The sequence below is a fragment of the Bacillus thuringiensis genome, assembly GCF_001595725.1.
Lineage (GTDB): Bacteria > Bacillota > Bacilli > Bacillales > Bacillaceae_G > Bacillus_A > Bacillus_A thuringiensis_K.
The window spans coordinates 1,050,951-1,073,166 of sequence record NZ_CP014282.1 but is presented as its reverse complement, the minus strand read 5'-3'; the positions used below and the strand labels follow the sequence as shown (position 1 = coordinate 1,073,166).

Genomic DNA, 22,216 nt, shown 5'->3' with positions numbered 1-22,216 from the left:
AAATACCTTTCGTATCACTTTTCAAAACATTACCCACGCATCTTCATACGTTGCTACAACTTCTCTGCTTTGATCTGTCATCGCAATAACATCACCACGAGGATTGTAGTAGTAGTATAACGTTTGCCCTTTTGATTTTATAGCTAAGCGTGTACCACTTGTGGAATATACATATTGACGAAGAACATTTCCACTACCATCTGTCTCATATAATGGGTTAATGCTGTCTCCATCATAGAAGTAGCGTGTTACTTGACCATTTACACTCTTTTCAATACGACGATTATTTTCATCATATTTATACGTTGCGAATGCATTGCTCTCACCTTGTTTTGTAATCGCTACAAGTTGGTCATTTTCATTCCATGTATACTTGTACTTTCCATCAGATGTACGATTTCCATTCGCATCATACGTTAACGATTCGTTTCCGAATTTGACAAGTTGATTTCCTTCATTAAACGTTGCCGCTATAGACTTTGTTTCTTTTCCATTCTCTACAACTTTCACACTTGTACGGTTTCCAAATCCATCATATGTATAAGATTTACTTGTTCCGTTTGGTAGTGCTTCATTTAATAATTGGTTAATCGGGTCGTATACAAAGTTTGTTTCTGTTACTTTTCCGCCCGCACCTTCATGTTTAATCTTCGTATTGAAGTTTAAAGATAAACACATTTAACAATTGATAAAATAAGACAAGGGCTTTTTTGGAATCATCGGTTAAACTTGCAATTTAGTTGAAGAAGGCACAAACTGATGATGCGGAAAAACGTAGTATATAGAAGACTATGTAAGGAGTTTTTCATATGATTGATAACAGAATTTCGAAAGATTATGATCATGAAATAGATGATTCTTTAAAAGAAATTACAGATACAACCATCTTACTTAATTTTCAAAAAGCGATTGTAAGTTTATATCCTCATCTAATACCAATTCATGCTTTTGCCTATGACGCATGGGATGATATTGTAATGCCATTGTTTTATGAAATGGTATATAAAACCTTTGCTTTTAAATACGGGATAGATATTAACTTTAAAGAAACTCATACCTATATGTTTTCGCTTAATAGTTATAAAGGGATACATCACATCGAGTGTGTTCCAAAGTGCACGACATTTAAGATTTATATTAACGAAGAATGGATTGAAATGGATAATAAAAGTTTGAAAGAAAATGTATTTGTATTTAAGTCATTTGGGGATGGATTGCATTTTCTAACTGGTGGAATTGAAATTGAAGATGCTTATCGTGTAGGATTTGACCTTGTTGAGGTTGATATTGTTTCTACCATAACAGGTCTTCCATCTAAAACAAGTATTTTTATTGATAAAGAGCATGTAGACTTTGTGTTTGTTGCAGAAACATATGATACAAATATCCAAAATTAAAAATTTTATGTAAGAAAGTAGGAAGAATATCTTCATTACTACTCATATCAAATAGTTGAACACGCTCCGCTATTATATATACAAATTTCCTACTACATTTCATATGAGAAAAAGTTATTACGATAAACAAAGAAAAGGTCTCCTAAAATATCTTTTAGGAGACCTTTTCTTCATTACACTTGCATCGCTTTCTCTCTCAATGCTCTTCTTAACAACTTACCCGTCGTATTCTTCGGTAATTCTATTAAAAACTCAATGCTTTTCGGCACTTTATATTTCGCTAAATGTAACGTGCAGTAATGCATTAGCTCTTCTTCTGTTACGTTTGCTTGCTTCAAAACGACGTACGCTCGCACAGCTTCTCCTAAGTTTTCATCAGGAACACCGATTACGACAACTTCCGCTACTGATTCGTGCGTATATAATACTTCTTCTACTTCACGAGGGTATACGTTATAACCGCCAACTAAGACGATATCTTTTTTACGATCCACGATATAGAAGTAACCTTCTTCATCCATTTTCGCCAAGTCACCTGTATATAGCCAGCCGTCTTTCAATGTCGCAGCTGTATCTTCTGGTGCATTATAGTATCCTTTCATAACGTTAGGTCCGCGAACGATTAATTCGCCGACTGCGCCGACAGGTACTTCTTCCCCAAGTTCATTTACAATTTTATTTTCTACATGCCAAATATTTGTGCCAATTGATCCTGGTTTACGAGGACGATCTAGCGGATTGAAACAAGTAACTGGTGATGCTTCTGATAAACCGTATCCTTCTGAAACAATAACGTTAAAACGTTTTTCAAAGTTTTGCAGAAGAGCAACAGGCATCGATGCACCACCGGAAATACAAAGGCGAAGCGTCTTCACATCTTCTGCACTTGCTTCTTCAAATAAATATAAATAATTGTACATCGTCGGTACGCCAGCAAAGATCGTTGATTCGTACGTGCGACAAATACGGAATACTTCTTTCGGACTAAATTTCGGTAACATTAAAATCGTTGCCCCGTTCACAATCGGTGCATTTACCGCAACTGTTAAACAGAATACATGGAACATAGGCAGTGCCGCAACAACGCGGTCATCAGCCGTATATTGTAAATACGACGCCACATCGTTCGCATTACTATATAAATTTTTATGTGTTAACATAGCGCCTTTCGGTTTTCCAGTTGTGCCCGAAGTGTATAGAATAACCGCTACATCTTCTTCATCTAGTTCAGGACCTTCGTAAGTTGTATCTCCAGTCCCCACAAAACTAGTAAACGTTTTCATTTTTTCGGTTTCTGTATGGTTAAAATCTGATGAGGTTTCACATATGATGATGTTTTCTAATGAAGGAAGTCTTGTTGTAAGAGATTGTATAACAGGTAGAAGGACGTCGAGTACGATGATTGTTTTTACATCTCCATTTTGTAAAATATAATACATTTCGTCTGCTGTATAAATTGGATTAACTGGAATAACAGTTGCTCCGGCTTTCATTGTTCCGTATAAACCGACCAAAAAATGTGGTGAGTTCCCAACAACTAATGCGACATTGTCCCCTTTTCCAATGCCCATTTCTGCTAAATTGCTAGAAAACCTTGTGACCATTTTGTTTAATTGGTCATATGAGACCGACTGATCCATAAATATATAAGCCGGTTTTTCCCCCTTCTTTTTTGCCGTTTCAGCCAAAGATTGAACGAGATTCACAAAAACCCCACCTTTATAAATTTAGAATATTTAAAAATTCTAAATTAATTATATTAAAAGAAAATTAAAGTGGCAAGTGATATTCTATTAACTGCATATAGACAGATCACCTTCTCTTAGTTTACTTTGGAAAAATAAGGGGATTTTATTTACAAGTAATTTATAACACTAGACCAAAAATCATTTTAGGATAATATGCACTCATCTTTTTTCTGAGATTTTCAAGTTCCTCTTTATTTAAGCTCGTATACTCCCCATACAAATTCAAAACGTCCGCTCCATTTTCATGAAAATACACGGTAACATATAATGCCGGTAACCCTTTGTTGTCTTCATCTATTGATAAGACGACATCTGGTGTTTTATTAACAGTGCTGAATGTTTCATTTCTTTTCCACTTCTTATTTTGAAACATGTCTTGTATATCATGTATCTTTCGTTTGTTATCTGTATGCGTAAAATATATAACATTATCCTCCGCTGGTTTTCCGATAGACAAAATTGTACGACTTGAGGGCAATCCACTGCTACACACTGTCATTCCGACGACGAAGCTGAGTAATAATACAACGTACATTACCCTTTTCATTTCGATTCTCCTCCTTTTGAATATATATATTCCTTTATAAGAGGCAAATGTCCTGTGATTTTATGTTTTGTGGTAAATGAAATTATATGAGCAATTTTTCAGTTATATCAGTGCAGCTCGATTTATATCGGCGATTTTTCAAATATATCAGCGCAGCTCGATTTATATCGGCGATTTTTCAAATATATCAGCGCAGCTCGATTTATATCGGCGATTTTTCAAATATATCAGCGCAGCTCGATTTATATCGGCGATTTTTCAAATATATCAGCGCAGCTCGGCGATTTTTCAAATATATCAGCGCAGCTCGATTTATATCGGCGATTTTCCAGTTATATCGACTTACCGACAAAATCTGACAATCTACACAAAAAGAAAGAGGCTACCCATTATGGCAGCCTCCCTCATTTTTAGAAGAATAAATGTAAGAAATCTTCTGTTGTAATGTTACCGAAGTAGCGTGCGATATCTACGCCTTCTAAAGCTACAGTGAATGCATCTTTATCGAATTGAACGCCTGTTAGACGCTCTTCGATATCATGCACATCTAGTGAACCGAAGAAGTCACCGTAAATTTTGCATTCTGTTACTGTTCCTTTTTTCACCTCAAGACGAACGTCAACTTGTCCAACTGGGAAGCGGTGTGAATGTTGTAAGTTGAACTTCGGTGATTTTCCGTAGTTCCAATCCCAATTTTGGTAGCGTTCTTCAGAAAGTTTGTGGATCTCTTTCCAATCCTCTTCTGTTAATTCATACGTTGGGATTTCTGTTTCTCCTTCGAAAATTGTTTCTAGAAGAAGTTGTCTAAACTCTTCTGTCGTCATTTCTTCGTTTAGGAACTCTGTAATGTTCGCAACGCGGCTACGGATTGATTTAATACCTTTTGATTGAATCTTATCCATTTTTACTTTTAATGCTGATACGACGTGATCGATTTCAGAGTCAAATAGTAACGTACCGTGACTGAACATACGACCTTTCGTTGAGAACTGCGCGTTACCTGAAATTTTTCTACCTTCAGCTAAAATGTCGTTACGACCACTTAGTTCTGCATTTACACCTAATTTACTAAGCGCTTTCGTTACAGGCTCTGTGAATTTTTTGAAGTTGCTGAAACTGTCTCCATCATCTTTCGTAATAAAACTGAAGTTTAAGTTTCCTAAATCATGATATACTGCGCCTCCACCTGATAGACGACGAACGACATGAATACCTTTTTCTTTTACGTAATCTGCATTAATTTCTTCTACTGTGTTTTGGTTTTTACCAATGATTATCGAAGGCTCATTAATGTAAAACAGTAAATATGTTTCGTTAATATCTAAATTCTTCACACAATATTCTTCAATTGCTAAGTTTATTCTAGGGTCTGTAATTCCTTTATTATCAATAAATAACATCGTATCACCTCATGAGTTCCATACGTAGCCACTATGCGCTAGCGTAATATGGCCACTGAAAATTTGTTTTGCTTCTGTTACTAAATCAGCTGGGTTGCCTGTATGCGGTAAGTGCGTTAATAAAAGTTCTTTTACATTTGCATCTTTCGCAATACTTGCTACTTCTGTACTATTCATATGCCCTGCTTTTGCAGCCTCTTGATGTGCATACATATTACACTCACAAATGAAAAGATCAGCATCTTTCGTGAATGGAATGAATTCAGGAATATAACTTGAATCAGCGCTGTATACTACAGCATCATCTCCAGCTGTAATACGCATCGCAAAGCATGTAACAGGATGAACAGTTTTTAAGAATGAAATCGAGAACGGTCCAACTTGAAGTGTTTCTTCTGGATTGTACGCGATTCCTTTCGTATGTGGTTCATGCGTTAAAGAATGGAATCCATTCTCGTCAAAGGTATGGCCGTATATTGGTAATTCCGGTAGTTGCCCCTTCGCCCCGCTCATAATTAATCTCGCATATTGCAATACCCCGATATCCGCAACATGATCATGATGATAGTGTGACAGTACAACTGCATCTATATGAGATGGTGTTATATATTTTTGAAGCTGTGCTAGTACACCACTACCACAGTCTACAAGTAAACGAAAACCATCGTGTTCAAACAAATACCCCGACGTTGCTTCTCCCGCTTCTGGAAAGCCGCCCCAAAAGCCGACAACAGTCATTTTCATATGTATCCATCCTTTCTAAAACCGAGTAGAAATGCATGTTTTACTTACATCCTACATTGTTAACTATAATCCATTTCCTAAACTTTTTCATTAATTTTCAATTTTGTTATAAAACAGTTGTTGACTTTTATTTTTTGTACTAATACAATAATAGTAAGAAATGGAAATGGAGGGATTGACATGATCGATCAACCAATGGAGTTTTTCAGAAATTTACCGACGAAAACTTGCGTACACTGCGGGAAAGAAATTGATGAGCAGCACGAAGCATACCATAACAAATGTGACGATTGCGTTCACGAAGAATAGTAGTTTGTGAACATAAAAAAACCTAGCAGACATAGTCTACTAGGCTAATAACATCTTATCCTTCATCGTTGAACCTTTCACCAAGAGCTCCAGTTCAAACTCATACAATTCTTTTTTTCGATAATTTTTCGTATGGATTTTATCCATCATTAGGTCGACAACTTTTCGGGCCATTTCATCAATTGGCTGTTCAATTGTCGTAATACCTGGTTCTGTAATCTGCGATAATATTTGATTATCAAAACCGATAACAGCAAGATCATCTGGAATGCTCCAGTTATGGCGTTTCGCCTCTGAGATAATTCCAGCTGCTACCTCATCGCCTCCTGCCAAAATCGCGGTAGGATTTTTTTTGTCCTTTAATACTTCATGGAATATTCGTTTTCCATCTTCCCAAGAGAAAGCGTTTTCAAGAAAGTCAATCGCTTCTACTTGGCGGCTCTTCTCAGTTATTGCACGTAAAAAGCCCATTTTTCGCTGCTGGCTAACGACTTTGGTTTCGTTACCACGGCAAAAAATAAGATTACGATATCCTTGATCTAACACATGCTTCGCAGCTATGTATGCTCCTTGCGCATGATCAAACTTCACTGTTGGAATATTTGCTTCCTCAATATATTCATTACACAACACGATTGGACCGTGCTGTAAGTATGGCTCTACATCTTCCCACGGGTTTTCTAGTGAACATAGAATAATCCCATCTACTTGTTTCGTAGATAATAATTGTAAATACTCCATCTCTTTTTCCGGTAAATATCTTGTTTGACAAATAATCAGTTTATATTTATGTTCAGAAGCAGCAATCTCGATTGCTTCAATAAATCTACTGAAGAAAGGATTTGTAATCCTTGGAACTAGCACCGCAATTGTTTCCGTTTTTTGTTTACGAAGCCTTCTCGCCGCAGAATTAGGAACGAAGCCTAAATGCTTCATTGCTAATTGAACCCTTTTTTTCTTCTCATCTGAAACATATGGATGATTATTAATCACCCTAGAAACCGTTGTCCTTGATAACCCCGCTAATTTCGCCACGTCCTCTATAGTCGACACGAAATTCTCCCCCTTTGCATGAAAACGTTTTCTTAAATTGATTATATAGTATATTATTGGAAACTGCAATATCGGTTGTTATGATTTTACTATATTAATATTATACATAGGAAAAAGTCTGTTAATGCAGGAGCAATATACTGCTTTTAGAAATTTACGTTAGGTACATTCCTTTTCTTAATACCATATATCCTTTATTCAATATAAAACCCCATCAATACGTCATCTCCATATGATCCATCTTCATACTTTATTTGCTTTCTTTGTCTGCCTTCCTCTACAAATCCCATACGTTTATACACCTTAATCGCCCTATCATTAATAGAAACTACGCCTAAGCAAATTTTCTCTAAACCTTTCTGCTCTTTAGCCCAACGAATAAGAAATTCAATTAACTTCGTACCAATGCCTTGATTACAGTACGCCTCTTTAATTCCCATTCCCATTGTACCTGCATGTCGTAAGCGGTCTAATTCATATCGATTGAAAAGTAAAAAGCCAACCACTTTTTTATCTACTTCATAAACTATGTAAAGATTGCCTTTCTCATTAATTTTCCGTATCTTTTCTCTTTCTGCATTCGTATCATTTTGTAATTTCTTTGGAGATACTATAAAAAATTTTGTAGTAGTTTCCGATAATATGATTTCTTTTCTAATATCCATAATTGCTTCTGCATCAGTCTCTTTTACTAACCGTATCATTGAATCACCTCGTACTTTTTCTTTTTAAAAATAATATTAAAACTATAAAACGTCCAATATGCAATATTGCATATTGAGAATCTTTTTACTCTTGATACAATATTCATACATCAAAATAAAAGGAATGTATGCAATGAATCCAATCTTAACAGCTGCAAAACAACTATTACATAAAGAAGAAAAGGTTTTATCTACTTTAAAATGTTCACTTACTGGCTATATGATTACGCATAAAGTCCCGTATCCTGGCATGTTACTTGCTACTAATCAAAGACTTCTCTTTTTTAGCCAATATAAAAACACATTCATTGCCGAATTTGATTATGAAAAAATTCTATCTATAGAAACGAAGAGAAGAATCTTTGACAAAAAAATAATATTTTACTATGAAGATGAATATATAACGCTTGGATACATTACAAGTTCGAATGTTGAAGCGTTCATAGACTTACTACAAAGAAACAGCAAGACTAGCACAGGCTTATAATCAGCGGGGATCCCCTCGCTGATTCATTATTTTAACTCCTCCCACTTCGTCCAAACTTCTCTCCCGTTTATACGGTACATATTATCCTCTCTATCCATAAACCCCTGTACAATAAATTCACGTCTAATTGTACAAAAATCATCATGATATTGTTTTATAAATGTATTAATTTCTTTTTCTGTATATTGATTTTCAGCATTTAACTTGCTAATTAAATGCTCTAACAATACTAGTTTTTTCTTCTTTTAACCTGGAATCGATTTTAAGCGATCCTCTTTATCGAAAAAGTTACGAATGGTCGTATTACGGAATTTCATTTCACTTCCAGTCATTTTTTATCCTCCATCACTTTTTTTCTTTATCTTTTCACTTAAAATATCAATAAAGTAATATCCACCCATTAACACATAGTAGAACGTAAGTATTCCAAATGCATCTTTCATACTTGTATATACTTCTTTATCAAACAATATAGGTGAAAGGGCATAAACAAGAAAGATTATTAGCGGATTTAGGATAAAATAATAAGTAAGATTGCCTTTCATCATATCAACTCCTCTACCCTATGTTTCTCTGTAAATTGTTGTAATTCCTTTTCTTTCGTTTTTATAGGTTTTAGAAAGATTTATAGATGAACTAAGGAAAAGATGCCCTCTATTAAAATAAAAAAGCACCAAAAAGGTGCTTTTTTTTTACGCTTCAACCGATTGATTTTCAGCAACATTTTTAAATTTTCGTTTGTGCATCAAAGTTAAGGAAGCGATCGTTCCAAGTGATAATACAACGATAAAGATCATGAGCATTCCTATGTTTTGCCACATGAAATTAAAGTCTCCACTTGATACGACTGCTTTCAATCCTGATACAGAGTATGTCATCGGTAACCACGCATTGAATGGTTGTAAAAACTTCGGAATCAACTCTAATGGGAATGTTCCAGCACTTGTTGTAAGCTGAATAATTAATGTGATGATAGCAATGAAACGCCCTGCATCACCGAATGCTGTTACTAAACATTGAATTAACGCGATAAACGCTAAACTTGTAACGATGCTAAAGAGTATGAAATACGGAATACTTTGTACTTCTACACCTAATCCGAATAGTAATATAATATCTGCTACTATCGCTTGAATAATACCGACTGATAGTAAAACACCGAACTTACTAATAAACCAGCTAAACCCTGATTTTGGAACACCGACTGTATCACGTAATGGATATACGATTGATAATAATAATGCCCCAACAAATAAACCAAGTGATAAGAAATACGGCGTAAATCCAGTCCCGTAGTTTGGAACTTCCGCCATTTTCTCCGTTTTCACTTTTACAGGGCTTGCAAACATATCATACGTTTTCTCCGTTCCTTTTACTTCACCAGTTTTCTCTGCCCCTTCGCCAAGTTTCTCTGCAAGTTCACCTGAACCATCATTTACTTTCACTAGTCCATCAGTTACTTTTCCTGATCCGTCTGCTAGTTTATTTACGCCGTCGATTAGCTGGGTTGAGCCAGTTGATAATGCACCTAAGCCTGTTGTTACTTGACCGGAGCCATCTGCTAATTGATTTACTCCACCTGCCATTTGGTTTGCTCCTACAGATAATGTTCCTAAACCACCTGTTACTTGGCTTGAGCCATCTGCTAATTTCGTTACACCTACAGATAATGTCCCTAAACCGCCTGTTACTTGACCAGACCCATCTGCTAATTGATTTACTCCTACAGATAATGTTCCTAAACCGCCTGTTACTTGACCAGACCCATCTGCTAATTGATTTACTCCTGCAGATAATTGACCTAATCCTGCTGTCACTTTTCCAGAGCCACTTTGTAATTGCGTTACTCCATCAATTAATTGAACTGATCCATCTTTTAATTTATCGGCACCTATTTTTGCATTATCTAATCCCTCACCAAATCCATGAAACTTACTAACAAATTCATTTTGTGCGCTCGTTAGTTTCTCAATACCACCTGCTAGAGTTTTTATCCCTGCTGGATTTGGTAAGTTTTTTTGCAACCCATTTGTTGTTTGATGTATTTCACCTTTTAATTGTTTCACTTCTTCATTTAATTTATTTGTTCCACCTGCTACTCCGGCAGCTTTTTGCTGAACTGTCGCTGTACTTTTTACAGCACTTGTTACGAATGGCTGTAACTGCTCTTGATATTCTTTTGGTAAACTTTCAATTTGCTTTTGTAAATTCGCTACATCTTGCGCTGCAGTTTTAGCATCTCCTGCTGTTGATTGCGTAAGTTCATTTAACTGATTTACATTCTCCCCAGCTCCATCTATTTTTTCATTTACTGTATTCAATATAGAAGGAACTTTCGACTGCATTTCCTCTAAGCCTGCAGCAGACTTTTGTACGTTACTATTTAACTCTTGCAATCCCTTTTGGATCGCTTGAGAACCTTCCTCTAATTGGCTTTGCCCTTCAACAAGTTTTCCCATACCATTTGATAGGTCCGTTGTTCCTGTTTTTAATTCACCGGATTTACTTATTAATTTGTTCAAGCCACCGGTCACTTTCTCAGATCCATCACGCAACTCACCCGTTTTACTATTTAACGTATTTAAACCGTCTGTTACTTTGCCCGATCCGTCTACTAATTTCCCAATACCTGAATTGCTATTTAGTGCATGTAAACCGTCTGTTACTTTTCCGGAGCCATCTACTAATTTTCCGATACCTGTATTACTATTTAGTGCATGTAAACCATCTGTTACTTTTCCTGATCCATCCACTAATTTCCCGATACCTATTTGCATTTCACCGTTTTTGCTATTTAACGTATTTAAACCTGCTGTCACTTTCCCTGATCCATCAAATAGTTTTCCAACCCCATCCTTCATCTCCCCAGACTTCCCTTGCAGTGTATGAAGGCCATCTGTCACTTTACTTGAACCATCATGCAGCTCACTTGATCCGTCGTGTAGTTTATTTGCACCTTCCGCTCCATCTGCTAATCCTTTTGAGACGTCTTGAATGGAATCAAACATTTTCTCTGCATATGTTTTCGTTAACGTACTTGATACTTCACCTTTAATTTTTTCAATGGCTGTTCCGCCAATTTGTGAAGATAGGAAGTTTAAACTTTCGTTTGGAATGTATTCTAAGTTTAATGGTTTTGGATCATCTTTTAATAATGTTGTAGCGTTACTTGAGAAGTCATCTGGAATGCGCACTAACATGTAATACTTTCTACCTTCCATTCCTTTTTTCGCTTCTTTTTCACTTACAAATTCCCATTTGAAACTTGTATTATCTTTTAAGTTATCAACGAGCCCTTTTCCGACCTCAATTGGTTTCCCATCAAATACTGCACCTTTATCTAAATTGACTACCGCAACTGGTAAATCATCTAACTGTTTATATGGATCCCAAAAAGCCCATAAAAACATACCTGCATATAAAATTGGTACGAATAAAACCGCGATAATTGGAATTAATATTTTTTTACTTTTTATAATTTCAGTAAACTCTTTCCGAAGTAACTGATTCCATTTCATCTTTACTCCCCCTCTTTCAAATGACTAAAATGTTCATTTAGTCATTTTCACCCAAATAAAAAGGCTATATTTATTCATACATATGCCTTATCCCCGAATTTATACTATGCAACTTTTACTCAATATGAAATTATTTTCCCTCCTTAAATTAAATATATGACCGTTTTGTTCATTTAGTCATATTTTATAATATTAAAAGGATTATCTTAATTTGACAATCCTTTTAATAAATAAAGTTCAAATAATTCTGCAATTTTTTCTTTTTCTAGCGGTTTGTGATTTTTTTCCCAATCAAAAATAAGCGATACATATAGACGAAGCATAATAAATGCTGTAATTTCCGGATCACATTTGCTAATTTCACCTTTTTCAATCGCAATCTTTAAATACGATTGAATAACAGAAACGATTTCCACATCAACTTGTTGCATAACTTCTTGTACTTCTTTCGTTCCCATATCGCGCTCTTCTTGAATTAATTTAATCATGAGCTGATGTTCTTTTCTAAATTCCAAGATGCTATATAATGCTCTATGTACATTTTCAAAAAATGAAACATCTGAACGAATTGCATTTTCTGCAACTTGCTTCATTTCTGTAATTAAATTAGAAATAATTTCACCAAATAGCTCTTCTTTATTTTTGAAAAAAGTATAAATCGTTCCTTTTCCTACATTCGCTAACTTCGCTACTTGATCCATCGTTGTTGCTTTATAACCAAACGCTGAAAAAGACTTTGTTGCAGCCTCAATAATAGAACGTTTTCGATCTATTGCCACATCATCACCTCCAAAAATGACCAATTGGATAATATAGTCAATCGGTACATCTTTGATATTACCACACGCTTACATTCTATACAAGTTCTCTTTTTATTATTTCCAGTATAAAAAAATTTCAGTCATTGTATATCATACTTTCCATAGTTTATCAGAAGAAAAGAGAAAAGGAAAAGATGTTCTAGAGATATACATCTTAAGAACACCTTTTTACTATTTCAACATAGAAAGCATAATTTTCTCTAATTCTTCTTTATTTACATTTTTATCGAATACTGCTTCTCCTGGGTTCTCTAAACTATGATTAATAATAACAATTTGATATGCACTATCTTTCCCTTTTGCAGGAACAATCATCTTCATACCTTGTAAATTCCTATCTGAGTTATGAGTCGCATAGAATATTTGATTACCTTCTAATTCGTACTGTTCAATATTTTCTTCTACAACAAATAAAGCATGGAACGGATCTTTACTTTCTCCAAATACTTGTGATTGATAAGTTGTATAGTTTCCTTTTCCGTTTGTATACTCTAATTCAATAATTAACTCAGGTCTTCTCTTAATAAAACAACTTACCTTTTCCTCCTTTAGATCGTAGCCTTCAATTGTGTAAGTTGGCTTCTTAATTTGAAAATCTACATGTTCCTGCGCTTCCTTTACCGTGTAATTTAAAGATTCTTCCACTTTGTCATTAAACGGTTTTGATTGATCATAAAGTGCATATAATTTTTCACGATCAGCTTCTGTTAAACGTTCTTCCCTAAAAAATATTGACTCGTAGTCAGAATCTCTCGGAGCACCTTTTTTCTGTATATTAATAATTTCTTTATACAATTTTATGTACTGTTGAAACTCATCTTTTGTTAAAGCCTTTTCAGCTAAATATAAATAATCTGTCTTATTTTCATACACTCTTGCTGAATACCTATATTCTTTTTTCGCATTTTCTTCTGTACCAAACAGCATATCTACAGCATTTTGGAAAGCATCCTTTGACTGCTCCACTTTATCCTCTTGCTTTTCTTTCCCTTCCGTTGCACGTGCATTGAATAAAAAAAGGGATGCAATAGCAACTATAGCAATCACTCCAAGTAAAGAAAGACGATACGATTTCTTTTGGAATTTTTTAATCATAATGATTCTCCTTTTTAGTGTTCGTTTATTTCTACTTAAATTTGCTAGGCTTGGTACTTGATAGGAATAGTGTTCTAAAAGGGTAATAATTGTATGACCGTATGCAATTTGTTCCTCTTTATCTATAAAAGTAAGTGCATATGCATCACAGGCTAATTCTTGATCTTCTCGCATACAAAAATAGGCGTACCAAAGAATCGGATTGAACCAATTTAATAGGATTAAACTGTACATAATCCAATTTACAGCTACATCGTTTCTCTTAATATGAGCTAACTCATGGTAAAAGACATATTGTAATTGTTGCTCATTTAATACTTTCATATGTTTTTTTGATAGTAATACTTTCGGACGAAAGAAACTAAACACAGTTGGGCTCGCAATCTTTCCCGCTAGACGTAACGAAACTGCCTTCTTCATTTTCATAGACTGCTTACAGCGATTAAACACTGTAATGGCCTGTTCATCTGTAATATCGGGTTGTTTCTTTATGTACGAATATAACCGTCTATTTGTAAGAAACGTGATGGTTGCTAATATGATTACCCCAGCTAGCCAAACATACAAAGCAAGTTTGTATAAAGAAAATGTAGTCTGTTTTTCCAAACTGACTTCTACTTCCGGTTCGCTAGTTTTTGTCACCATTTTAGGATTTGATTCCAATTCCACTTTACGGTCGCTTTCTATGTTCTCTATATTCTCAGTAGCCGGCATATTTTTCGGAATCACTTCCGATACACTAGAACGATAGGAAAGTAATGAGTAAATGCTATAAGAGCTATCTGGCGACCACGGTAAAAGGAGTCTTATCATTAATACGATCCACAGCATATATTGCCACCGGGGGGTTAATTTATTTCTAAATAGAACTTTTATACATAAAATAAATCCAACTAATATGCTAGCCATAAGTGACGTTTCTATAAGCCAATCAAAAAAATGAGGAAGGTATACATTTATAAGCGTGTTTATCATTTTTATCGATCCTTCCTCTTATTCTCCTCTGTCTTCTCATCTAAAATGCGTTTTAATTCATTAATATCTTCTGAAGATAATTTCTCCTCTTTTAAGAAATTAACAAGTAATGGTTTAAACGCTGCACCGCAAAAACGCTTTAGTAAAGATTTCGTTTCCACTTGCAAATAATTATCTTGTGATACTAACGGATAATAGGCATACATTCGCCCTTTATCTTGATGGTAAGAAACGGCTTCCTTTTGTACTAATCGATTAATTAATGTGCGGATTGTTTTTGGTTTCCAGTCCATTGTATCTTCCAGTTCTTCTATAATTTCATTCGCTGTTTGTGGAGAATTCGACCAAAGTACTTTCATAATTTCTAATTCTGCTTCAGATATTTTAGGTAATTGATTTGTCATCGTATGTTTCACTCCTAAGTATTACATTCGTAATCTACAATTAAGATTACAAATGTAATACTTAATTGTCAACCATATTTTAGAAAAAATTAATTCCAGCTAACCTTACTTCACAACAACAAAATTCCTCTTTTTTAAATAATCAAATAAAAAAAACAAGAAAATCTTTACAATTAATAGTAATATAGAAAATAGAAAAGTTTATCAAAACAGTGGAGGCTTTTTCATTCATGATGCGTGCACTTCGTTTAAATATAAAGCAAGCTTTTTGTAGTCGTATTTCTTTCATTATGATGCTTAGTGGATTCGTTCTTATTTGCATTTATCACTATTATTATGTAATTCGTTATTTAGGAGACGCAGCAAATGATCCTATATCAACAGATTTAAAGTGGATTGGATTTCGCGACAATGAAATGGATGTTTATTTATTATTAATGCCAGTTATTGCGAGTTTCCCCTTTAGTACAAGTTACAATTCGGATAAGTCCGATGGTTTTAAACCGTTTGTGAGTAAGGGGATTTCTATATTTCCTTATTCCGTAGCGAAATATATCGTTACGTTTTTTTGCGGAGGATTTCTTTATACACTTCCATTCATCTTATCGTTATTATTTTGCAAATTAACCATTCCAGACGGAACACCTACGGTTGGGTCAGGCATCATAAATGCTGATGGAATGTTCGCAAACCTATATTTTGATGCGCCTCTCACTTACATTACTGTATATATCGGAATTAATTTTTTATTTGCAGGTTTAATGGCCCTTTTAGGACTTGCTGCATCTGTATGGTCACAAAAAGACTATATGGCAATTCTCTTTCCATTTGCAGCCGCCTCCATTCCGTACGTCCTGCTAAATACAATACTTCCTTCAATAGGCGGAGCACCTTTTCATTTATATGATCCGAAACAACCATTGCAAGGCATGTCACCATATATTTTAATGACGCAATGTGCTTTCTTCCTTTTCGTTAGCTTACTTATGTATATACAAGGAGTAAAGCGGGATAGAAAAAAATATAAAAGAAGACTGCAAAAAAGAGAGCGGTGTAGAAAAGCGTTTCAAGTATAATAAAACCCTAATTTCCTTACTATATTGGAAATTAGGGTTTATTTACTATTCACTTACGGTGTACCAGCCAACCCCCATAAAATAACGACCGCTACAAAATAAATCGCTTTAATACCTACAACTAAACATAATGAAACAATTGCATATTTACTTAATTCTCTTCTTGCACCTATTAAAGTGAAAATAACCGCCAAACTAAATGTTATATAAGAAGCTGCTGTATGTATTAAGTTATACGTAATATCTAGATTGCTTGTAAGTCCTGTTATATCAGCTACAAACTGAAGCATGATGATCGTACTAAAAAAAATTGCAAACTGATTCATTACCTTTCCATTTATTTGTAACTGCATTGTTGTCCCCCTTGTTAAAAACTAAATATTCAATCAATTTTATCATTAGATTACAAAAAAAGGAATCATCTCTTTATACTATTCTATAACGATGCAAAAAAAGAACGCTTAGTCACCTAAGCGTTCCCCACTTTAAGAAGCCTTCTTCAAATCAATTTGAGCAAGTACTGGGTCGTGGTCACTTACACGTCCGTGCTCTTTCATTATGTTTGAGTTTAAGTGTACTGGATCTACAATTGTGTGCGGTGCGATGTTGTTTGTTACTAAAATATGATCTAACACTTGCGCATTTCCTTCGTGAATGTACGTGTAACGATTCTCTTTCGGTACTGTGTTTAACATATCTTTTAAGATTGTTCCCTCTAGTGTTTTTAGTGGTTTAGAGAATTCGAAATCGTTCATATCACCTAACACGACAACTGGTGCATTCGTATTCTTTTTCTGAATTCCTTGTACGAAATGATTTACTTCTTGCGCTAACTGAATTCGTTTGTCTTCACTTTTTAATACGAGCGGCTGCACTTTTCCAAATGGCGTTGCATCTCCTATTTTTGAGTTTAAGTGATTTGCAACGACAACAATGTTTTGTCCTTGGAACGTAAATTCTGCCGCTAACGGTTTACGTGTACTTTCAAATAATGGATTTTCGTCTCCAATACGAACGACATTTTTATCAAGTAACTTCGGTACCGTCGCTAATTTCACGCGTGATGGATTATAGAAGAAACCGACGCGAATATTCGCTCCTGGTGCTCCTCCGTCTTGATTATTGTTTGGAGCGATTTCTACATACTCATACTTTGGCCCGCGAATTTCTAGAACTGCATCAATGATACGTTTTGCGCTTAATGACGCATCTGTTGTACCGTCATTAATTGATCCGTTATTATCTTGCATTTCCTCTACACCGATAATATCTGGCATTTTTAAATTGTATTTAATAGAATATGCTAACGCTTTTACCTTTTCATCTGTTGTTTCTTTTTTATTCGCCGAGAAGTTTTCAATGTTATATGTAGCAACTGTTAACTTATCAAGACGAGGCTGAATATTTGCGCCTACTTGCTTAAATCCACCATCCACTACAGATGGTAATTCCGTTATTGGCGAAATGCGGAACGAACCGTAATCATATCCGACTACCCCTGTTATATCTCCAGTGAAAGTATCTCCTACTTTTGCTACATAATCGCGAGGTACTTTTACAGAAAGGCGCTCTGGGTTTAATTGATTTTCATCTAATAGAGGTGTTCCATATTGTGTTACTATTTTATCTCCACCATTTTTTACTGTTACATATAAATTTCCGTTTTTCTGAGGTGTAATGATTTTTGGTGTTGGCATCGTAACACGCATGCCTTCTATACTTTCATAGAAGTCGATTGCATCTTCAGTTGGATCAAATAAACCAAATGCATCATTATCAATAATCTGGTCCGGGATTTTCACACCGTTTTCTCCAAGTATGATCGGTGCTGGTAAAGGTTGATCTTTTGCGACTACAGCAACGCGACTCGCCTTAATTTCTGTCGTCGTTAAGTCTGTTTCAAATCGCTCTGCATATCCTGGTCCAACATATTCTTCTACTACTCCATCAACTTGAATAAGATCTCCTACTGCTACATTCGCATCTTTTTTATATACGTACATACCTTCTGAAGTAGCTGGATCATTATCTGGTTGATTATCTTCTATATAAAAGCCGTTTTTATCAAGCGCTGTGACAACGCCTTCCACATTGTATACTTTCTTCCCGTTGTAAGGAGACATATGTGATTTTCCTTGAATGTCATGAATACGAACCTGTTCATTATTTACGATAATAAATGAAAATGTCGAAATTGCTGAAGAAGTAAGTCCTTCTTTTTCTGCGATTGCTTTCACTACACTATTTTCATTCACTATAATTTGTCCATTATAACGAACACCTTTATTAGTAGGATTAGAGCCATCTAACGTATAGTAGATTGTTGCTCCCTCTGTATTCGTCGTTAATGTTACCGCTGTTCCTTTAGCAACTTCTCCACCGTTCGGTGAAGCTACTACATCGCTAACACGGTTTTGTCCTTCACCTTGAAACTTATAAGCTGTTACTGATTTTAGACCTGGGTTACTAAAATATAATTCAAGAGTCCCAGTCAAAATAACTTTCTTCCCGATATTTTCAGGGTGATCTTTTACATTCACTGCCGTTCTCACATCACCTTTCGGTAACTGAACGGGCATGATTTTGTCTGGATTCGTTTCGTTTGGCGAATCTGCAATTGCTACGTTTGTATCATCAAACTTAGCTGGATCCTTCGTATATTTAGAAGAACTTTGCGTATATCCAACAATATATCCTTCTACTATCCCCTTCGTTTTCCCTTGCTGCTTAAATACTTCAATTGCTTTTTCTACTGACATAGAAGCAGTTTCTTCTGCTTGCGCTAAAGTTCCAGTAAATGAAAGCAATAGCAAGAATGATAAAAAGACACTTAACAATTTCTTCACAGCCATTTTCCTCTCTCTATTTCATATTTTCTCAGCATTTCTATCATAACAAATGATTCGTTATATAGAACTATATTTCGACAAATTTTACAAAAGATTTATTTAATTTACAAGCTTTCAAACTATAATACAAAATAATAATTTTACACCTTCTACAAATACACTCTATAATGTTAGAGAGAGAAAACAGAAAATATCGACATTTAATTGGCATGTAAAATGGATTCATTTGAATAGGAGTGATTGGATGGAAGTGCAAACAGAAACATACCGCGCAGCTATGAATGGAACATTAGAACGTCATTTTTCAGATATGATTGCCGTTATACCAACTAGAATTACAATTGAGCAGTTAAAACAGCGACTAGAAACGATCGCTACTAAAGTTGATGATTTAAAAATTGTTTATAGTGATGAGACAAGCCTTATTGTTGAATTACATATGGGTGAAACAGTCATACCGTATGAACTGCATATTGATGAACCGAACGATCCAGAAGGATATAAAATGTACAATAGACAAGATACTACAATCGTAGATCGTAATTTTGAAGATGCAGCTTTCGGCACTGAAATTTTCACTCGTACGCTATTTGTAGGCGATGTACTGGACTGCTTTTTCCAGCAGTTACAGTTCTTATGGAATCTCGCCCCAGATTTGTTATTTGTAATCGATTCAAGTGCAGCAATGAAAGTGATATCTAGAAGCTATATTGAATATCACGTTGAAAATGAATTATTACCTGACATTCCTGACTTATACGTTATTCATTCCGTTTATGAAGACGATAAAGACGGTAAGCCTACGCAATATTGGTTTCATACACATGGTCTTTTAAGAGCAGGCGTAACTGAAATAGAGTTAATTATTCCAAATCGCATTTCTTCCTACTACGGCATTAGCGATCTCTTTCAAACATTTGCTAATAATGCCGTTGAGAATGGACAAGTCCCTATGAATGAGCCTATCGTTATCGCGCATAGTCAGCAAGGTTCTATACATACAGTCGCTGTTCCGTGGGAAAAAGGATTATCTTATATAGGGCATAAAACGAGTATGGACCAATTATCTTCAATCGAAGATGAGGAAGTGAGTCTACAACCAATAGATTCACAAAATGCATTCTTAGGCGGAATGGATGCCCGAGATGAATACCATCAATCTCCATCCGTTCTCTTATTCAAATTTAATACTTCAGAAGAATATATTGAAAGTTTTTTCAAAGAACACGAGGAAGCTACAGGGCTCATGTTCTATAAAACAAATAGTGAAACCGATCGTATGGCTTACAATGCGAAAAATACTTTTGGGTATTTCAGCAACATTTTTCACATTGAACAATCAAATGAAGATTTTCGTTTCCTTGCTAAGTTTGGTGTCTCCTACGAAGAAGGAAAAAGTGAACATATGTGGTTTGAAATGCAAAACATTACGGAAGATTTCATTCAAGGAATACTCATTAATGAACCATATTTCATAGAAGATATGAGTGAAGGAAATAGTTATCATTTAGATTTTGATAACTTAACAGAATGGGTTATTTATGCAGGAGATGCTGTTATAAAGCCAAATAACTTATATATGTTTATTAGCGAATAAGTATTTTATATAATAAACGAAACGCCTTCAATATGATTGAAGGCGTTTCGTTTATTGTGCGATTAATTCAGCATCTATTACTTTCTCCAAATGAGATAATACACGCTTTGCAGCTTCCTCACCTTGATTAATACAATCTGGAAGTCCAGCACCAGCATAGGAGCTACCTGCCAAGTATATACCAGGCAACTCTTTCTCCATAAATGTTGTGAGCTTTTTCATTCGCTCGTTATGGCCTACTGTATATTGAGGCATCGCTTCTTTCCAGCGGCTTACGATTGTAAACTCTGGATCCTCTGTAATATCCATCGTCTTTCTTAAATCTTCTAGTACGAGCTGAACGAGCTCTTCTTCAGTTTGTTCTACAACCGCTTCATCACCAGCACGTCCAACGTAACAGCGAAGGAGTGTTTTTCCTTCTGGCGTTGTATGTGGCCATTTTTTATGCGTCCACGTACATGCTGTAATGGTGTAATCGCTATTTCGTGATACGACAAATCCTGTACCATTAATATCGCGCTGGATTGCGGACTTTCGGAAAGCAAGTGCGACATTCGCAACGGATGTGGATGGAATATTACGAAAGAAACGAAACTGCTTGTATTGAGCAAACATGGACGGCAATACTTTATGCGAAGTTGCCACTACGATAGCGTCTGCTTCTATTTCTTTTCCGTTACTAAGAGTAATCGTATAACCATCACCCTGTTTTGCAACTTTTTCAATGCGAGTTCCCTTTATTATCGTACCTTCATGCATCTTTGCTTCAAGAGATTCAACGATAGATTCTAAACCTGTTTTCACTGTTTGGAAGATTCCTTTTTTCGGTTCAGCTTTCTCTTCTTTCGGAGCGAGCGTACGCATACCGAGTGAAATGCTGCGATGTTTCTGCTCAATCTGATACATTTGCGGGAATGTTGACATTAAGCTCATTTCATCAATATCCCCTGCATAAATACCCGATAGTAACGGTTCTATTAAGTTTTCAACCACTTCGTTTCCAAGACGATGTCTGAAGAATTGTCCGAGTGATTGGTCAGATACTGGCTTTGACCTTGGCATTAATAGATCAAAACCAGCTCTTAGTTTACCAATTGGGGAGAACAGCCCGGAAAATAGAAACGGCGTAATTTGCGTTGGAATTCCCATCATTGATCCATTCGGCATTTTATGTAATCGATTGTTTACGAGGATAAATGATTGACCGGCTTGATTATTTACAAGTTCATCGCCAAGGCCTAATTCTTTCACTAATCTAGCTGCACTTTCTTTTCGTGCTAAGAAAGAATCCGGTCCGCGCTCAATTGTAAATCCATCTTTTCGAACGGTTTGAATTTTTCCGCCAAGTTTACCCGATGCTTCTATAAGTAATGTATCAATCGGCAAGTTTTTTTCATGAATATTTTTTTGTAAGTTATACATTGCTGTTAATCCAGTAATACCTCCGCCGACGATCACAACTTTTTTCCTCAAGCAGGCTCCCCCTTTCTTC

At 35.4% G+C, this 22,216-nt stretch carries 19 protein-coding genes and 2 pseudogenes; 5 read left to right on the top strand and 16 right to left on the bottom strand.

Annotated features, from left to right (window positions below; all coding sequences use genetic code 11):
• Nucleotide 1: 1 nt before the first annotated feature.
• Nucleotides 2–654, bottom strand: a pseudogene (locus AXW78_RS05405) (hypothetical protein); the annotation flags it as partial.
• A 155-nt stretch (nucleotides 655–809) separates the two neighbouring features.
• Between AXW78_RS05405 and AXW78_RS05400 the strand changes: the two are divergent.
• Entirely contained in the window at nucleotides 810–1,397 is a 588-nt protein-coding gene (locus tag AXW78_RS05400) for a hypothetical protein (RefSeq protein ID WP_000566764.1), read from the top strand.
• Between the two features lie 173 nt (nucleotides 1,398–1,570).
• Here AXW78_RS05400 and AXW78_RS05395 read toward each other — a convergent pair whose 3' ends face one another.
• The 4 genes from AXW78_RS05395 to AXW78_RS05380 all read right to left on the bottom strand — a co-directional run bounded on the left by AXW78_RS05395 (nucleotide 1,571) and on the right by AXW78_RS05380 (nucleotide 5,836).
• The gene (locus AXW78_RS05395) at nucleotides 1,571–3,103 is read right to left on the bottom strand and encodes a fatty acid--CoA ligase family protein (protein WP_061883876.1); all 1,533 of its coding nucleotides are present in this window, start codon (nucleotides 3,101–3,103) and stop codon (nucleotides 1,571–1,573) included.
• A 160-nt stretch (nucleotides 3,104–3,263) separates the two neighbouring features.
• On the bottom strand, nucleotides 3,264–3,692 hold the full coding sequence (locus AXW78_RS05390) for a hypothetical protein (RefSeq protein WP_061883875.1): 429 nt from the start codon (nucleotides 3,690–3,692) through the stop codon (nucleotides 3,264–3,266).
• Between the two features lie 410 nt (nucleotides 3,693–4,102).
• Nucleotides 4,103–5,092: a lipoate--protein ligase gene (locus AXW78_RS05385; protein WP_000897281.1), complete on the bottom strand. Its 990-nt coding sequence runs from the start codon at nucleotides 5,090–5,092 to the stop codon at nucleotides 4,103–4,105.
• Between the two features lie 9 nt (nucleotides 5,093–5,101).
• A complete protein-coding gene (locus AXW78_RS05380; RefSeq protein ID WP_000784679.1) occupies nucleotides 5,102–5,836 on the bottom strand; it encodes an MBL fold metallo-hydrolase in 735 nt (244 codons plus the stop codon).
• A 180-nt stretch (nucleotides 5,837–6,016) separates the two neighbouring features.
• Between AXW78_RS05380 and yhfH the strand changes: the two genes are divergently transcribed.
• Nucleotides 6,017–6,145 (top strand): protein YhfH, encoded by a 129-nt coding sequence (yhfH, locus tag AXW78_RS05375; protein WP_061883874.1) that lies wholly within the window; start codon nucleotides 6,017–6,019, stop codon nucleotides 6,143–6,145.
• Between the two features lie 39 nt (nucleotides 6,146–6,184).
• Here yhfH and AXW78_RS05370 read toward each other — a convergent pair whose 3' ends face one another.
• Both AXW78_RS05370 and AXW78_RS05365 read right to left on the bottom strand, forming a co-directional pair.
• Complete coding sequence (locus tag AXW78_RS05370) at nucleotides 6,185–7,198, bottom strand: LacI family DNA-binding transcriptional regulator (RefSeq protein ID WP_000103715.1); 1,014 nt, start codon at nucleotides 7,196–7,198, stop codon at nucleotides 6,185–6,187.
• A 194-nt stretch (nucleotides 7,199–7,392) separates the two neighbouring features.
• The gene (locus AXW78_RS05365) at nucleotides 7,393–7,902 is read right to left on the bottom strand and encodes a GNAT family N-acetyltransferase (RefSeq protein WP_000620464.1); all 510 of its coding nucleotides are present in this window, start codon (nucleotides 7,900–7,902) and stop codon (nucleotides 7,393–7,395) included.
• 133 nt (nucleotides 7,903–8,035) lie between these two features.
• Between AXW78_RS05365 and AXW78_RS05360 the strand changes: the two genes are divergently transcribed.
• Nucleotides 8,036–8,389 (top strand): PH domain-containing protein, encoded by a 354-nt coding sequence (locus AXW78_RS05360; RefSeq protein ID WP_001068226.1) that lies wholly within the window; start codon nucleotides 8,036–8,038, stop codon nucleotides 8,387–8,389.
• Between the two features lie 26 nt (nucleotides 8,390–8,415).
• Here AXW78_RS05360 and AXW78_RS05355 read toward each other — a convergent pair.
• From AXW78_RS05355 to AXW78_RS05330, 6 genes and pseudogenes are all read right to left on the bottom strand, one after another.
• Nucleotides 8,416–8,721 (bottom strand): annotated as a pseudogene (locus AXW78_RS05355) (DUF2087 domain-containing protein).
• A gap of 3 nt (nucleotides 8,722–8,724) precedes the next feature.
• Nucleotides 8,725–8,937 (bottom strand): hypothetical protein, encoded by a 213-nt coding sequence (locus tag AXW78_RS05350; protein ID WP_002163884.1) that lies wholly within the window; start codon nucleotides 8,935–8,937, stop codon nucleotides 8,725–8,727.
• Between the two features lie 144 nt (nucleotides 8,938–9,081).
• Nucleotides 9,082–11,907 carry a YhgE/Pip domain-containing protein gene (locus AXW78_RS05345; protein WP_061883873.1) on the bottom strand — a complete coding sequence of 942 codons (2,826 nt, stop codon included), beginning with the start codon at nucleotides 11,905–11,907 and terminating at the stop codon, nucleotides 9,082–9,084.
• Nucleotides 11,908–12,113: 206 nt separating this feature from the next.
• Nucleotides 12,114–12,686, bottom strand: a complete 573-nt coding sequence (locus AXW78_RS05340) for a TetR/AcrR family transcriptional regulator (RefSeq protein ID WP_061883872.1) — start codon at nucleotides 12,684–12,686, stop codon at nucleotides 12,114–12,116.
• A 213-nt stretch (nucleotides 12,687–12,899) separates the two neighbouring features.
• The gene (locus AXW78_RS05335; RefSeq protein WP_061883871.1) at nucleotides 12,900–14,798 is read right to left on the bottom strand and encodes a M56 family metallopeptidase; all 1,899 of its coding nucleotides are present in this window, start codon (nucleotides 14,796–14,798) and stop codon (nucleotides 12,900–12,902) included.
• Between the two features lie 2 nt (nucleotides 14,799–14,800).
• Entirely contained in the window at nucleotides 14,801–15,202 is a 402-nt protein-coding gene (locus AXW78_RS05330; protein ID WP_000184507.1) for a BlaI/MecI/CopY family transcriptional regulator, read from the bottom strand.
• Between the two features lie 230 nt (nucleotides 15,203–15,432).
• Here AXW78_RS05330 and AXW78_RS05325 point away from each other — a divergent pair, with 230 nt between their 5' ends.
• On the top strand, nucleotides 15,433–16,278 hold the full coding sequence (locus AXW78_RS05325; RefSeq protein WP_061883870.1) for a hypothetical protein: 846 nt from the start codon (nucleotides 15,433–15,435) through the stop codon (nucleotides 16,276–16,278).
• A gap of 53 nt (nucleotides 16,279–16,331) precedes the next feature.
• On the opposite strand, the gene AXW78_RS05320 is transcribed toward AXW78_RS05325, so the two are convergent.
• Both AXW78_RS05320 and AXW78_RS05315 read right to left on the bottom strand, forming a co-directional pair.
• A complete protein-coding gene (locus AXW78_RS05320; protein ID WP_001176844.1) occupies nucleotides 16,332–16,631 on the bottom strand; it encodes a hypothetical protein in 300 nt (99 codons plus the stop codon).
• A gap of 132 nt (nucleotides 16,632–16,763) precedes the next feature.
• A complete protein-coding gene (locus AXW78_RS05315) occupies nucleotides 16,764–19,130 on the bottom strand; it encodes a DUF6359 domain-containing protein (RefSeq protein ID WP_000279267.1) in 2,367 nt (788 codons plus the stop codon).
• Between the two features lie 241 nt (nucleotides 19,131–19,371).
• Here AXW78_RS05315 and AXW78_RS05310 point away from each other — a divergent pair, with 241 nt between their 5' ends.
• Complete coding sequence (locus AXW78_RS05310) at nucleotides 19,372–20,724, top strand: DUF4026 domain-containing protein (protein WP_061883869.1); 1,353 nt, start codon at nucleotides 19,372–19,374, stop codon at nucleotides 20,722–20,724.
• Nucleotides 20,725–20,775: 51 nt separating this feature from the next.
• On the opposite strand, the gene hemY is transcribed toward AXW78_RS05310, so the two are convergent.
• Nucleotides 20,776–22,197 carry a protoporphyrinogen oxidase gene (gene hemY / locus AXW78_RS05305; RefSeq protein ID WP_061883868.1) on the bottom strand — a complete coding sequence of 474 codons (1,422 nt, stop codon included), beginning with the start codon at nucleotides 22,195–22,197 and terminating at the stop codon, nucleotides 20,776–20,778.
• Between the last annotated feature and the right edge of the window lie 19 nt (nucleotides 22,198–22,216).